This is a genomic window from Pseudomonas sp. AP3_22 TE3818, assembly GCF_053628995.1.
Genome location: NZ_JBRJHL010000001.1, coordinates 235130 through 250067, shown reverse-complemented (window position 1 = coordinate 250067; position 14938 = coordinate 235130). Strand labels below are relative to the sequence as shown.

15 protein-coding genes are annotated in these 14938 nt (G+C 61.0%); 11 read left to right on the top strand and 4 right to left on the bottom strand.

Annotated elements, in window-relative coordinates; genetic code table 11:
* Window positions 1-17: 17 nt before the first annotated feature.
* The 3 genes from gltS to rph form a co-directional block, all read right to left on the bottom strand.
* Window positions 18-1226 (bottom strand): sodium/glutamate symporter, encoded by a 1209-nt coding sequence (gltS, locus tag AB7M25_RS01205; protein ID WP_429387024.1) that lies wholly within the window; start codon window positions 1224-1226, stop codon window positions 18-20.
* A 425-nt stretch (window positions 1227-1651) separates the two neighbouring features.
* A complete protein-coding gene (locus AB7M25_RS01200; protein WP_007975177.1) occupies window positions 1652-2020 on the bottom strand; it encodes a DUF4870 domain-containing protein in 369 nt (122 codons plus the stop codon).
* A 27-nt stretch (window positions 2021-2047) separates the two neighbouring features.
* Window positions 2048-2770, bottom strand: coding sequence for a ribonuclease PH (rph, locus tag AB7M25_RS01195; RefSeq protein WP_007975179.1), 723 nt, complete (start codon window positions 2768-2770; stop codon window positions 2048-2050).
* 268 nt (window positions 2771-3038) lie between these two features.
* Between rph and AB7M25_RS01190 the strand changes: the two genes are divergently transcribed.
* From AB7M25_RS01190 to AB7M25_RS01165, 6 genes are all read left to right on the top strand, one after another.
* Window positions 3039-3902: a YicC/YloC family endoribonuclease gene (locus AB7M25_RS01190; protein ID WP_429387021.1), complete on the top strand. Its 864-nt coding sequence runs from the start codon at window positions 3039-3041 to the stop codon at window positions 3900-3902.
* A 12-nt stretch (window positions 3903-3914) separates the two neighbouring features.
* Entirely contained in the window at window positions 3915-4535 is a 621-nt protein-coding gene (gene gmk / locus AB7M25_RS01185; RefSeq protein ID WP_454236901.1) for a guanylate kinase, read from the top strand.
* A gap of 167 nt (window positions 4536-4702) precedes the next feature.
* Window positions 4703-4966 carry a DNA-directed RNA polymerase subunit omega gene (gene rpoZ / locus AB7M25_RS01180; RefSeq protein ID WP_007921129.1) on the top strand — a complete coding sequence of 88 codons (264 nt, stop codon included), beginning with the start codon at window positions 4703-4705 and terminating at the stop codon, window positions 4964-4966.
* A gap of 57 nt (window positions 4967-5023) precedes the next feature.
* Window positions 5024-7129 (top strand): bifunctional GTP diphosphokinase/guanosine-3',5'-bis pyrophosphate 3'-pyrophosphohydrolase, encoded by a 2106-nt coding sequence (gene spoT / locus AB7M25_RS01175; protein WP_007975182.1) that lies wholly within the window; start codon window positions 5024-5026, stop codon window positions 7127-7129.
* 22 nt (window positions 7130-7151) lie between these two features.
* Window positions 7152-7532, top strand: coding sequence for a RidA family protein (locus AB7M25_RS01170; protein WP_003229509.1), 381 nt, complete (start codon window positions 7152-7154; stop codon window positions 7530-7532).
* Window positions 7533-7599: 67 nt separating this feature from the next.
* Entirely contained in the window at window positions 7600-8340 is a 741-nt protein-coding gene (locus AB7M25_RS01165; RefSeq protein ID WP_429387019.1) for a hypothetical protein, read from the top strand.
* 129 nt (window positions 8341-8469) lie between these two features.
* Here AB7M25_RS01165 and AB7M25_RS01160 read toward each other — a convergent pair whose 3' ends face one another.
* Complete coding sequence (locus AB7M25_RS01160) at window positions 8470-9327, bottom strand: SDR family oxidoreductase (protein WP_429387017.1); 858 nt, start codon at window positions 9325-9327, stop codon at window positions 8470-8472.
* Between the two features lie 188 nt (window positions 9328-9515).
* On the opposite strand from AB7M25_RS01160, the gene exbB reads away from it, so the two are divergent.
* The 5 genes from exbB (at window position 9516) to recG (ending at window position 14934) form a co-directional block, all read left to right on the top strand.
* Window positions 9516-10487: a tonB-system energizer ExbB gene (exbB, locus tag AB7M25_RS01155; protein ID WP_429387015.1), complete on the top strand. Its 972-nt coding sequence runs from the start codon at window positions 9516-9518 to the stop codon at window positions 10485-10487.
* A 6-nt stretch (window positions 10488-10493) separates the two neighbouring features.
* The gene (exbD, locus tag AB7M25_RS01150; protein ID WP_407800767.1) at window positions 10494-10922 is read left to right on the top strand and encodes a TonB system transport protein ExbD; all 429 of its coding nucleotides are present in this window, start codon (window positions 10494-10496) and stop codon (window positions 10920-10922) included.
* Window positions 10919-11668, top strand: coding sequence for an energy transducer TonB family protein (locus AB7M25_RS01145; protein WP_015097375.1), 750 nt, complete (start codon window positions 10919-10921; stop codon window positions 11666-11668). Before exbD ends, AB7M25_RS01145 begins: the two co-directional genes overlap by 4 nt.
* A gap of 251 nt (window positions 11669-11919) precedes the next feature.
* On the top strand, window positions 11920-12849 hold the full coding sequence (locus tag AB7M25_RS01140; RefSeq protein WP_007975189.1) for a hydrogen peroxide-inducible genes activator: 930 nt from the start codon (window positions 11920-11922) through the stop codon (window positions 12847-12849).
* Window positions 12850-12858: 9 nt separating this feature from the next.
* Window positions 12859-14934, top strand: coding sequence for an ATP-dependent DNA helicase RecG (gene recG, locus AB7M25_RS01135; protein ID WP_454236900.1), 2076 nt, complete (start codon window positions 12859-12861; stop codon window positions 14932-14934).
* Window positions 14935-14938: the final 4 nt, after the last annotated feature.

The following is a 14938-nucleotide window of genomic DNA, read 5'->3' as shown; positions in this document are numbered from 1 at the left end:
GGCAAGCCGGCTGAACTTCAGACAGCGACGAAAAATGGCAGCACCAGGAACAACTTGATCACAATGACATTAATGATGTCGATGAAGAATGCACCCACCATTGGCACCACCAGAAACGCAATCTGCGAAGGTCCGTAGCGTTGTGTCACGGCCTGCATATTAGCGATGGCTGTTGGCGTGGCACCCAGCCCGAAACCGCAATGTCCTGCCGCCAGTACTGCCGCATCGTAGTTGCTCCCCATTATTCTGAACGTCACGAATATCGCAAACAGCGCCATGACCACTGTTTGCACAGCCAGAATGATAAAGATCGGCAAAGCCAGCGATGCCAGGTCCCATAGTTTGAGGGACATCAGGGCAATTGCCAGGAACAGCGACAAGCTTACATTCCCCAGTACCGAGACTTCGCGCTCAAACACCTGATACAAGCCAAGTGCCGAAAGCCCGTTGCGCAGAACAACACCGACGAACAACACACAAACGAAAGTCGGCAACTCGAATGCACTGCCGAGCAACAGCCCATTGAGAAGATTACCTGCCAGCAAGCTGACGGCGATCAGCGCGAGTGTCTCGATAAACGAGAAGGGCGTGATCGAGCGCTCCTTGTTCGGTTGCTCAAAGCCCCTTGGCGCGCGCGGCTTCGCTTGCTCAACGCAACCGGGTACCTGTACTCGCTTGATCAGCAAGCGGGCGACCGGCCCACCAATCAGACCGCCCAGCACCAGGCCGAAGGTTGCAGAGGCCATCGCAAACTCGGAAGCCGAAGCCAGGCCGTATTTCTCACTGAATGTCGCGCTCCAGGCAGCGCCTGTGCCGTGACCGCCCGCCAGGGTCACCGAGCCTGTCAGCAGGCCCATCAGAGGATCAAGCCCCAGCAGGCTGGCAAGACCGATGCCCATGGCATTCTGGACCAGCAGAAGCCCGGTGACCGCAAGAATGAAAATCCCCACGACGCGCCCGCCCTTCTTCAGGCTGGCGAAGTCGGCGCTCAAGCCAATGGTGGCGAAAAACGCCAGCATCAAGGGGGTCTGCAACGAAGTGTCAAACCGGACTTGAACATCAAAGCTGCGCAAGGCCAGGAGAACCAAGGCAACCACCAGGCCGCCCGCTACAGGTTCGGGGATATTGTAGGCGCGTAAAAAACCGACACGTGTGACAAGCCCGCGACCCAATAACAGCACCAGGGAGGCGGCGACTAATGTTCCATAAAAATCGAGCTGAATCATTTTGCACTTATTCTTGGATATATATTCAGGGGCGAACTTTTTACCTGGACACGCCTCTTGAACAGGTTGAATTTCTCAACACTGATTGATGGTGGATTCAAGGACCTTCAATGGTCTGAATATATCAAAATATTTCTTGAAATATTTCGTGGGGGCAACTTTATCAATCACCCTGACTTATTGCCAAGCACAAGGGCAATATCGACACTTTACAGTTGTGACTAAAAATGTATTAGCTCAGCAGTACTTACCGTAATACTTGTTACAACTAGCAAATATAAATTACAACTTGAAACATTTATTTGATGTGGCAAACGAAAATGCCCCGAGTTATCGGGGCATTTGCTTATTACCTTGGCTGATGCTGCTTCTGCTTTGCTTCTGTGGGTGCGAGAAGGCTCGCTCCTACACGTGAAGATTGATCGTTATTTGATCAATCGCCATGTGAACGGGTACCGATAAGGAAACCCTTCATTGGCTTTCACCCCGGCAATAATCGTCAGCACCAGCGCACCTATCGCCACCAGTCCGAACAGGAAGAACCCGATGATCACCACCATCAGCAGGAAGCAGATGGCCGAGGCAATGGCGACGGTGATCTGGAAGTTCAATGCCTCTTTGCCCTGGGCATCGATGAACGGGTCCATCTCGCGCTTCATTTGCCAGAGAATCAGCGGGCCGATCAGCGTGCCGAACGGAATCCAGATCCCCAGCAAGGCGGACAGGTGACAGAACATCGCCCACTGACGCACCTCCTGGCTCGGCGTGGGTAGCGGCAGTTGTTCGTCACTCATGGTGTCCTCCTTGCCTGGAGCGTCCGGTCAGTCGGCCAATGCGGCCTTTTGCAGTTCGAAGATCTCGTTCATGCCTTTCTTCGCCAGCTCCAGCATGGCGTTCAGCTCTTCAGGCTGGAACGGCGCGCCCTCGGCAGTACCCTGGACTTCGATGAAACCGCCGGCGCTGGTCATCACCACGTTCAGGTCGGTTTCGGCCGCCGAGTCTTCCAGGTAGTCGAGGTCGAGCACAGGCTCGCCCTTGTACATGCCCACGGAAACAGCAGCGATCATCTGCTTGACCGGGTCGCCGCCTTTCAGGCCGCCACGCTTCTTGATCACTTTCAAGGCATCGATCAGCGCGACCATGGAACCGGTGATCGACGCCGTACGGGTGCCACCGTCTGCCTGGATCACGTCGCAGTCGACGTACAGGGTGACGTCACCCAGTTTGGTCATGTCCAGCGCAGCGCGCAGGGAACGGCCGATCAGACGCTGGATTTCCAGGGTACGACCACCTTGCTTGCCACGGCTGGCTTCACGCTGGTTACGCTCGCCGGTAGCACGCGGCAGCATGCCGTACTCGGCAGTCAACCAGCCCTGGCCCTGACCTTTCAGGAAACGCGGTACGCCCGGTTCAACGCTGACGGTGCAGATGACCTTGGTATCACCGAACTCGACCAGCACAGAACCCTCGGCGTGTTTGGTGTAGTTGCGGGTGATGCGGATCGAGCGGAGCTGATCGGCAGCGCGACCACTTGGACGTATCATAGGGAATACCTGTACTGGGGACGGAAAACTGCGGAGCATTATAGAGCCGACGGCCGCCCCTGGGCACTTCTAAAAAAATCCGCCGACGACCGAAGGCTCTGCACTGCACGCCGGCGCAGGCCTGCCGCTCTTTGTCACACCCTGTGTTTGGGCGCATCCGCGCCACTGCGCTACAATCCTGCGCCTTTGCTGCCAGTCGGCTTTAATTCATTGATATCGGATTCCCGGAACCAAGGTTCTGCGCCGATCTGCCTTGCGAGGTACCGCCATGGTGCACAGCATGACCGCCTTCGCCCGCGTCGAAAAAGCCGGCGTCCAGGGCACCCTGAGCTGGGAACTGCGGTCGGTCAACAGCCGCTACCTGGAACCCCACCTGCGCCTGCCGGAGTCCTTTCGCGACCTCGAAGGCGCGGTACGTGAAGCCCTGCGCCAAGGCGTATCGCGGGGCAAGCTCGAATGCACCCTGCGCTTCACCGAAGAAAACACCGGCAAAGCGCTGCAGATCGATCAGGAGCGCGCCGCGCAACTGGTCGCCGCCGCCGAGACCATCGCCGGCCTGATCAAGAACCCGGCCGCGTTGAACCCGCTGGAAGTTCTGGCCTGGCCCGGCGTACTGGTTGGCGACGCCACCGACCCGCAAGCCTTGAACGCCGAAGCGCTGGCACTGTTCAACCAGGGCCTCAAGGAACTCAAGGCCGGCCGCGAGCGCGAAGGTGCGGAGCTGGCACGGTTGATCAACGAGCGCCTGACCGCCATCGAAGAAGACGTGGTGACCCTGCGCGAACTGGTCCCGCAGATGCTCGCCACCCAGCGCCAGAAAGTCCTCGACCGTTTCGCCGACATGAAAGCCGAGATGGACCCGCAGCGCCTGGAGCAGGAAATGGTCATGCTCGCGCAAAAAAGCGACGTCGCCGAAGAACTGGATCGCCTGAGCACTCACATCATCGAAGTTCGCCGGGTACTCAAATCCGGCGGCGCTGCCGGTCGGCGCCTGGACTTCCTGATGCAGGAACTCAACCGCGAAGCCAACACACTGGGCTCCAAAGCCTTCGACCCGCGCAGCACCCAGGCTGCGGTCAACCTCAAGGTGTTGATCGAGCAGATGCGCGAACAAGTGCAGAATATTGAGTAAGGCTACCCCGACATGACCCACAGCACTGGCACCCTTTACATCATTTCCGCCCCTTCGGGCGCGGGCAAGAGCAGCCTGGTCAAGGCCCTGACCGATGCCGATCCGGAGATCCGCGTCTCGGTCTCCCACACCACCCGCGCCATGCGCCCGGGTGAAGTGAATGGCGTGAACTATCACTTCGTCGACCGCAGCGAGTTCGTGAAGATGATCGAGCACGGCGATTTCCTCGAGCGCGCCGAAGTGTTCGGCAATCTCTACGGCACTTCGCAAAGCCACCTGCAGCAGACCCTGGACCAAGGCCACGACCTGATCCTGGAAATCGACTGGCAAGGTGCCGAGCAAGTGCGCAAGCTGATGCCGCAGGCCCGTTCGGTCTTCATCCTGCCGCCGTCACTGCAGGCCCTGCACCAGCGCCTGACCAACCGCGGCCAGGACAGCGACGAGATCATTGACGGCCGCATGCGCGAAGCCGTCAGCGAAATGAGCCATTACGTCGACTACGATTACCTGATCATCAACGACGATTTCGCCCACGCACTGCACGACCTGAAGGCGATTTTCCGCGCCAATCAGCTGATTCAGAAGCGTCAGCAGCAGCGTCACGGCAAATTGCTGGCTGAATTGCTCGGTTAATCAGCTCTTCCCAAAACCGCTGCAAGGGCTTTACATTGGCACTTGCAGCGCGTTGAAGGGCTTGGTCAAAAAATCAGCGCTTCCCTAATCGCTGGTGATTTTTTAAACTGTTGAGTCCGCTCGCCCATCCGGGCAGCGCGCATATTGCATTTGCTACGAGGAAGACCATGGCCCGCGTAACCGTTGAAGACTGCCTAGAACACGTGGATAACCGCTTTGAGCTGGTCATGCTCTCTACCAAGCGTGCCCGTCAACTGGCCACCGGCGGCAAAGAGCCGAAAGTAGCATGGGAAAACGACAAGCCTACCGTCGTCGCCCTGCGCGAAATCGCTGAAGGCCTGATCGACTACGCAGCTATCGCCGAAGCCGAAATCGTTGAAGATGAACCGCTTTTTGCTGCATTCGAGGACGAGTCCAACGAGGCCGTCTAAGCCTATGCCTGGTCGACGTAGCACGGCGCGGGATAAAAGCTTACGGCAGGAGACATCATGCCGAGCATAGACGCCCTCGCCGATCGCTTATCGACCTACCTCGGCAAGGACCAGGTCAACCTGGTCCGCCGAGCGTATTTCTACGCCGAACAAGCCCACGACGGCCAACGCCGCCGTAGCGGCGAGGCGTACGTCACACACCCACTCGCGGTGGCGAATATTCTTGCCGACATGCACATGGACCATCAGAGCCTGATGGCCGCGATGCTGCATGACGTGATCGAAGACACCGGTATTGCCAAGGAAGCGCTGCAAGCGCAGTTCGGCGAAACCGTGGCCGAACTGGTCGACGGGGTCAGCAAACTGACCCAGATGAACTTCGAGACCAAGGCCGAGGCCCAAGCCGAAAACTTCCAGAAGATGGCCATGGCCATGGCCCGCGACATTCGCGTGATCCTGGTCAAACTGGCCGACCGCCTGCACAACATGCGCACCCTGGAAGTGCTGTCCGGTGAAAAACGCCGGCGCATCGCCAAGGAAACCCTGGAAATCTATGCGCCCATCGCCAACCGGCTGGGCATGCACGCCATCCGCATAGAATTCGAAGACCTCGGCTTCAAGGCCATGCACCCGATGCGCTCCGCGCGGATCTACCAGGCCGTCAAGCGCGCCCGGGGCAACCGCAAGGAAATCGTCAACAAGATCGAAGAGTCCTTAAGCCACTGCCTGGCCATCGACGGCATCCAGGGCGAGGTCAGCGGTCGCCAGAAACACCTCTACGGCATCTACAAGAAAATGCGCGGCAAGCGTCGGGCCTTCAACGAGATCATGGACGTCTACGCGTTCCGGATCATCGTCGACAAAGTCGATACCTGCTACCGCGTGCTGGGTGCTGTACATAACTTGTACAAACCGTTGCCGGGGCGCTTCAAGGATTACATCGCGATCCCCAAGGCCAACGGCTACCAGTCGCTGCACACCACGCTGTTCGGCATGCACGGTGTTCCGATCGAGATCCAGATCCGCACCCGTGAAATGGAAGAGATGGCCAACAACGGCATCGCCGCCCATTGGCTGTACAAATCCAGCGGCGACGAGCAGCCCAAAGGCACCCATGCCCGCGCCCGCCAGTGGGTCAAGGGCGTGCTGGAAATGCAGCAACGCGCCGGCAACTCGCTGGAATTCATCGAAAGCGTGAAGATCGACCTGTTCCCGGACGAGGTCTACGTATTCACGCCCAAAGGCCGGATCATGGAGCTGCCCAAGGGCTCCACGGCGGTCGACTTCGCTTACGCGGTGCATACCGACGTGGGCAACAGCTGCATTGCCTGCCGGATCAACCGTCGTCTCGCACCGCTGTCCGAACCGCTGCAAAGCGGCTCCACGGTCGAGATCGTCAGCGCACCCGGCGCACGGCCGAACCCGGCGTGGCTCAACTTCGTGGTCACCGGCAAGGCGCGCACGCACATCCGCCATGCCCTGAAGCTGCAACGCCGCTCCGAATCCATCAGCCTCGGCGAACGCCTGCTGAACAAGGTCCTCAACGGATTCGACAGCGCGCTGGAGAAAATCCCGGCCGAACGCGTCAAGGCGATGCTCGCCGAGTACCGCCTCGAACTGATCGAGGATTTGCTCGAAGACATCGGCCTGGGCAATCGCATGGCCTATGTGGTGGCTCGCCGACTGCTCGGCGAAGGCGAACAGCTGCCAAGTCCGGAAGGCCCGCTGGCGATTCGCGGCACCGAAGGCCTGGTACTCAGCTACGCCAAGTGCTGCACGCCGATCCCGGGCGACCCGATTGTCGGCCACCTGTCCGCGGGCAAAGGCATGGTCGTGCACCTGGACAACTGCCGCAATATCAGCGAAATCCGCCACAACCCGGAAAAATGCATCCAGCTCTCGTGGGCCAAGGATGTCACCGGCGAATTCAACGTCGAACTGCGCGTCGAACTGGAACACCAGCGCGGCCTGATTGCCCTGCTGGCCAGCAGCGTCAACGCCGCCGACGGCAACATCGAGAAAATCAGCATGGACGAACGCGATGGTCGCATCAGCGTGGTCCAGTTGGTGGTCAGCGTGCACGACCGCGTGCACCTGGCCCGCGTGATCAAGAAACTGCGCGCCTTGACCGGGGTGATCCGCATCACCCGAATGCGTGCTTAAGCCCACTTACAAGGAGTCATCAATGACCAAGACTGTTATCACCAGCGACAAGGCCCCGGCCGCCATCGGTACTTACTCCCAGGCGATCAAGGCCGGCAACACCGTCTACATGTCGGGCCAGATTCCCCTGGACCCAAAAACCATGGAACTGGTCGAAGGCTTCGAAGCCCAGACCGTCCAGGTGTTCGAGAACCTCAAGGCCGTAGCCGAAGCAGCCGGTGGTTCGTTCAAGGACATCGTCAAGCTGAACATCTTCCTCACCGACCTGAGCCACTTCGCCAAGGTCAACGAGATCATGGGCAAGTACTTCGACCAGCCTTACCCTGCCCGCGCCGCCATCGGCGTTGCAGCCCTGCCAAAGGGTTCGCAGGTTGAAATGGATGCCATCCTGGTCATCGAGTAATGTGCACGGCGCAGCCTGGGGCTGCGCCGACTGCCCTGCTGTAAAGAAAGCTTGAAAGGATTCCACCATGCGCAATGCGCTTGCTCTCTCGCTGCTCGCCCTGCTCCTGGGCGGATGTGCCAGCAACCCTGCCGATCGTGATATCAGCGGCACCTGGATCAATCAGGTGGCGATCGATGCTGCTGCCAAAGGCGTCCCCCTACGTGAAGCGCTCCAGGCCTATGGCCCGAACCTGGAATGGGACATCAACACCAAGGCCGGCCAGGCCCGCTACACCAATGGTTTTGAAAATGTCGACGGCAAGTTGCTGGGTGAAGAATCCGGCGCCTGGAAAATCGACTTTTATGGCAGCTCGGCTAGCGAGCTGAAGCGTGACGGCAAGCAACTCAGCCAGTCCGCCAGCGAAAACGAGCCCGAGCAGGTTTTCGACCGCGCCCAGATTCCGGTGCCGGACGGCGCTCCGATCGGCGCCAGTTTCGAGCGTGCACTGTATTCAGCCTACATGGGCGGCAGCTGGACAATCGTCAGCGGTACCGGCGAAGGCAACACGGTTCAATTCCAGGCCGACGGCCAGGTGACCGGCCTGCCCGGCAGCGACCGTTATGCGTTGTGCCTGGCTGGCGATTGCGCCTCCATGAGCGGCGGTAATGACAACATGTGGCTGCAACTCAATGGCCAGGGCAACGCCTGGATCTTTGCGCGCAAGGGCAAGGAGCTGGAGATTTTCCAGACCGTGAACACGGCGCAGGCGGACGAAATGCCTTCGTTCACTCCGGGTGAGCGCAGGTGGTTGCTCGAGAAGCAGTAACCTGCGCATAACCCATGTGGGAGCGGGCTTGCTCGCGAAAGCGGTGTAACAGCCAACAGAGATGTTGAATGTCATGCCCCATTCGCGAGCAAGCCCGCTCCCACATTTGGTTTGTGGCAATCGGTAAAGTCAGCAACGCCCTTCAATGATCGCCGCATACCCCTCGCGAAAACTCGGGTACTTCGGCGTCCAGCCCAACGCCTTGGCCCGCGCATTGCTGCAGCGCTTGCTGCCAGTGCGACGCACGCTGTCGTCATCGGCCCATTCGGTCACGCCCAGATACTCACGCAACCAGCCCACCACATCGGCCAGCGCTGCCGGCGCGTCATCGACACCGATGTAGACATCATCCAGCGCCACGCCACGCCGATCCGCCTCAAGCAGGCACGCCATCAAACCTGCGGCATCGTCCGCATGAATCCGGTTGGCATACAACGGTGGTTCGACCGCCACGCGATAACCCCGGCGCACCTGCGTCAGCAGCCATTCCCGGCCGGGGCCGTAAATACCGGTCAAGCGCACGATACTGGCTGGAATGCCGCTTTTGAGCGCAAGTTGCTCGGCTTCGAGCATCACACGCCCGGAATAGCCCGCGGCCACGGCCGGTGAAGTCTCGTCGACCCACTCGCCACCCTGCTGCCCGTAAACACTGCTGCTGGAGACAAACAACAGGCGATTGGGCACCTGCCCGTAGTCGTTCAGCCACTCCAGCACATGCTCCAGCCCCTGGACATAGGCAGCACGATAGCCAGCTTCGTCGTGATCGGTGGCTGCCGCGCAATACACCAGGTAATCCACGGCACCGATTGGCCAAGTGGCCGGGCAGTCTTTGTTGAACAAATCACCGGCAACGCCAATGACGCCCGCGGGCAGGCGTGAAACATCCCGCCGCAGACCATGAACCTCCCACCCCGCCGCCAGCAGTTGTATGGCCAGGCGGCTGCCAACATCACCGCAACCGGCGATCAAAACAGTAGGCGCAGACATCAGAAAACTCCCATCGCAAAGCCACAGACTAGCGCCGGCGACAGACAGGCGGCTAGCAACGCAGGAAAAAAAGAGACGCTATTACTTCTGTTAACAAGAATTAATTGCAATAATACGCCCCACTTTTGTTCTCGGCCCTTCGAGGCCTGGAAGAACATCACCCGTTTTTTCTCTCAGGTCCGGCCAGCATGACACGTAATCAACTCTCCGCTTCGCCAACCAAACGACCTCGCGCCTGGAGCGCGGCGGCCGCCCTGCTCCTCAGCCTGATGCTCGCGCCAGTCGCCGCTTTGGCCGATGCCCAGGCGCCCGCTACTCCGGCCGCCGCAGCCCCTGCACCGGCTGATCACGCCGCCCCGGCCGTTGCTCCCGCCGCGACCGATCCTGTCCAGGCAGCACCGGCAGAGAACCTGGGTGAAGACGCTCCTGAAGTTCTCGAAGCCGACAACACCTTGGGCATGGCCCATGACCTGTCGCCGTGGGGCATGTACAAGAATGCCGACATCATCGTGAAAATCGTGATGATCGGCCTGGCCATCGCCTCGATCATCACCTGGACCATCTGGATCGCCAAGGGTCTTGAGCTGATGGGCGCCAAGCGTCGCCTGCGCGGTGAAATCGCCCAACTGAAAAAATCCGCCTCCCTCAAGGAAGCCAGCGCCACGGCGGCGAAGGAAGGCACCCTCGCCAACCTGCTGGTGCACGATGCTCTCGAAGAGATGCGCCTGTCGGTCAACAGCCGCGAGAAAGAAGGCATCAAGGAACGCGTCAGCTTCCGCCTTGAGCGCCTGGTCGCGGCCTGCGGTCGCAACATGAGCAGCGGCACCGGCGTGCTGGCGACCATCGGTTCCACCGCGCCCTTCGTCGGCCTGTTCGGTACCGTGTGGGGCATCATGAACAGCTTCATCGGCATCGCCAAGACCCAGACCACCAACCTCGCCGTCGTCGCTCCCGGCATCGCCGAAGCCCTGCTGGCCACCGCACTGGGCCTGGTTGCTGCGATCCCTGCGGTCGTGATCTACAACGTCTTCGCCCGCTCCATCGCCGGTTACAAGGCTCAGGTGTCCGACGCGTCGGCACAGGTCCTGCTGCTGGTCAGCCGCGACCTCGACCACCAGCCTGAGCGCAGCTCGCAACCGCACATGGTGAAAGTGGGGTAATCGGCCATGGGCCTGCATTTGAAAGAAGGGGCAGACGACGATCTGTCCGAAAACCACGAAATCAACGTCACGCCGTTCATCGACGTAATGCTGGTGCTGTTGATCATCTTCATGGTGGCGGCCCCGCTGGCCACCGTGGACATCAAGGTCGACCTGCCCGCTTCCACCGCCAAACCGGCGCCGCGGCCAGAGAAACCGGTGTTCCTCAGCGTCAAGGCTGACCAGCGCCTGTTCCTCGGTGAAGACGAAGTGAAGGCTGAAGTACTCGGCGCCACCCTCGACGCCAGGACCCAGGGCAAGAAAGACACGACGATCTTCTTCCAGGCCGACAAAGGTGTGGATTACGGCGACCTGATGAGCGTGATGGACAACCTGCGATCGGCCGGTTACCTGAAGGTAGGTCTGGTCGGACTTGAGACGGCAGCCAAGAAATGATCACGACGCGCCATAAGCTGACGCGTTACAGCGGTAGCCTGGCCGTGGTGCTGGGCGTTCACGCACTGGCCATCGCGCTGGCGCTGAACTGGTCCGCACGCCCGCCCATCGAACTGCCTCCTCAGGCAATGATGGTCGAACTGGCACCGGTCCCTGCCCCGCCACCGCCTGCTCCGCCGAAGGTTGTCACCCCACCGCAGCCACCGGCTCCAGTTGAAGAACTGCCGATCCCCAAGCTCGCCGAAGCGCCGAAAGCTGAAATTGCCGTGCCCAAGCCCGTCAAGCCAAAGCCGAAGCCACAGCCGCCCAAGCCGGTAGAGAAGAAACCCGAACCGCCGAAGGAAAAACCGGCCGAGGAGAAACCGGCAGAAACGCAACAGACTCAGGCGCCTACGGAGAAATCCGCCCAGCCTGCGCCGGGTCCTTCGCCGGCTCAACTGGCGGCCAAGGCCAGTTGGCAAGGCACGCTGCTGGCGCACCTGCAGAAGTACAAAAAGTACCCGGCCAGTGCTCAGGCACGGGGCAAGGAAGGCATGAATCGCCTGCGTTTCGTCGTGGATGCCGAAGGCAATGTATTGTCGTTTGAGCTGGTAGGCGCCTCGGGCACTGCCGATCTGGACCGGGCCACCCTGGAAATGATCCGCCGCGCTCAACCGCTGCCCAAGCCGCCGGCCGACATGCTGACCAATGGATCCATCGAAATCGTTGCACCCTTTGTGTATTCGCTGGAAAAACGCCGCCGGTAACAATGTGGGAGCGGGCTTGCTCGCGAAGACGGTAAATCATTCGACATTGATGTCGCCTGAAGCACCGCTTTCGCGAGCAAGCCCGCTCCCACAGGGTTGTACGCCAAGCAAAAGGCACCGAAAGGTGCCTTTCTCTTATCTGCCAGCGGCAAACCGGCATTGCCCGGTGTCACCCGACACGCTCAGTCTGATAACGTGCGTCTATCGATTGCAGCCGGTATGCTTGGCACGCAAACTCATGGACGCTTGCTATGACCCTCACAGAATTACGCTACATCGTTACCCTCGCCCAAGAGCAGCACTTCGGCCACGCGGCCGAGCGTTGCCACGTCAGCCAGCCGACCCTTTCGGTGGGCGTGAAAAAGCTTGAAGACGAACTCGGTGTGCTGATTTTCGAGCGCAGCAAAAGCGCCGTGCGCCTGACGCCGGTCGGCGAAGGCATCGTGGCCCAGGCGCAAAAGGTGCTGGAACAGGCCCAGGGCATCCGCGAACTGGCCCAGGCCGGCAAGAACCAGCTGACCGCCCCGCTCAAAGTCGGCGCGATCTACACCGTCGGGCCGTACCTGTTTCCGCACCTGATTCCACAACTGCACCGGGTCGCCCCGCAGATGCCGTTGTACATCGAAGAAAACTTCACCCACGTGCTGCGCGACAAACTGCGCAACGGCGAACTCGACGCGATCATCATCGCCCTGCCGTTCAGCGAAGCCGACGTGCTGACCCTGCAACTCTACGACGAGCCGTTCTACGTGCTGATGCCGGCGCAGCACCCGTGGACGCAAAAAGAGTCCATCGATGCCAGTCTGCTCAACGACAAGAGCCTGCTGCTGCTCGGCGAAGGCCACTGCTTCCGCGATCAAGTACTGGAAGCCTGCCCGACCCTGACCAAAGGCAACGACGGCGCCAAGCACACCACGGTGGAATCGAGCTCCCTGGAAACCATTCGCCACATGGTCGCGTCCGGCCTGGGCATTTCAATCCTGCCGTTGTCGGCGGTGGACAGCCATCACTACGCCCCCGGCGTGATTGAGGTGCGTCCGTTGTCGGCACCCGTGCCGTTCCGCACCGTGGCCATTGCCTGGCGCGCCAGTTTCCCGCGTCCGAAGGCGATTGAAATCCTCGCCGACTCCATTCGCCTGTGCTCGGTGGCCAAGCCAGCGGCGCAGGTCGCTGCGGGCTAAGCGACGGTCATGAGCGAGTTGTCGCAAGTGTCGGTGACGGCACTCAAGGGTGTCGGTGAAGCCATGGCCGAGAAACTGGCCAAGGTCGGCCTGGAAAACCTCCAGGACGTGTTGTTTCACTTGCCCCTGCGCTATCAGGACCGCACCCGCGTGGTCCCGATCGGCGCACTGCGACCCGGACAGGATGCGGTCATCGAAGGCACCGTCAGCGGCGCCGATGTGGTCATGGGCCGTCGGCGCAGCCTCGTCGTGCGCTTGCAGGACGGCACCGGCGGACTCAGCCTGCGCTTCTACCATTTCAGCAATGCACAGAAGGAAGGCCTCAAGCGCGGCACGCGGATTCGCTGCTACGGCGAGGCACGGCCCGGTGCTTCGGGGCTGGAAATCTACCACCCGGAATATCGCGCCATCACCGGCGACGAACCACCGCCGGTGGATGAAACCCTGACTCCGGTCTACCCGCTCACCGAAGGCCTGACCCAACAGCGCCTGCGCCAGTTGTGCATGCAGACCCTCACCCTGCTCGGCCCCAGCAGCCTGCCCGACTGGCTGCCCAACGAGCTGGCCCGCGACTACCAATTGGCGCCGCTGGCCGATGCAATCCGCTACCTGCACAACCCGCCCGCCGATGCCGACGTCGATGAACTCGCCCTCGGTCATCACTGGGCGCAGCACCGCCTGGCTTTCGAAGAACTGCTGACCCATCAACTGTCACAACAGCGCCTGCGCGAAAGCATGCGCGCCCTGCGCGCGCCGGCGATGCCCAAGGCCACCCGGCTGCCGGCCAAATACCTGGCCAACCTAGGCTTCAGCCCGACCGGCGCCCAGCAACGGGTCGGCAACGAAATCGCCTACGACCTCAGCCAGCACGAACCCATGCTGCGGCTGATCCAGGGCGACGTCGGCGCCGGCAAAACCGTGGTTGCCGCCCTTGCCGCGCTGCAAGCGCTGGAGGCCGGTTATCAGGTCGCACTGATGGCGCCCACCGAGATTCTCGCCGAGCAGCATTTCATCACCTTCAAGCGCTGGCTCGAACCGCTGGGCATCGAAGTCGCGTGGCTCGCCGGCAAGCTCAAGGGCAAGAACCGCACCGCCGCGCTGGAGCAGATCGCCAGTGGCACGCCCATGGTGGTCGGCACTCACGCGCTGTTCCAGGACGAAGTGCAATTCAAGAACCTGGCGCTGGTGATCATCGACGAACAGCACCGTTTCGGCGTGCAGCAGCGTCTGGCCCTGCGCCAGAAAGGCGTCGGCGGACGCATGTGTCCGCACCAGTTGATCATGACCGCCACGCCGATTCCGCGCACGCTGGCCATGAGCGCCTACGCCGACCTCGACACCTCGATCCTCGACGAACTGCCCCCCGGCCGAACCCCGGTCAACACCGTGCTGATCACCGACACCCGGCGGGTTGAAGTCATCGAGCGGGTGCGCAGCGCTTGCGCTGAAGGGCGACAAGCCTATTGGGTGTGCACGCTGATCGAAGAGTCGGAAGAGCTGACCTGCCAGGCCGCCGAAACCACCTTCGAGGACCTCACCGCCGCCCTCGGCGAGCTGAAGGTCGGGCTGATCCACGGCCGCATGAAGCCTGTGGAAAAAGCCGCAGTGATGGCCGAGTTCAAGGCCGGCAACCTGCAACTGTTGGTCGCGACCACGGTGATCGAAGTGGGCGTGGACGTACCCAACGCCAGCCTGATGATCATCGAGAACCCCGAGCGCCTGGGCCTGGCGCAACTGCACCAGTTGCGCGGCCGCGTCGGTCGGGGCAGCGCCGTCAGCCATTGCGTGCTGCTCTACCATCCGCCGCTGTCGCTGATCGGCCGTCAGCGCCTGGGCATCATGCGCGAAACCAACGATGGTTTTGTCATCGCCGAAAAGGACCTGGAATTGCGCGGCCCCGGCGAAATGCTCGGCACCCGCCAGACCGGCCTGCTTCAATTCAAGGTCGCCGACCTGATGCGCGATGCCGATTTGCTGCCCGCCGTGCGAGATGCCGCCCAGGCATTGCTCGAGCGCTGGCCGACCCACGTCAGCCCACTACTCGACCGTTGGCTGCGTCATGGCCAACAATACGGCCAAGTGTGACAAC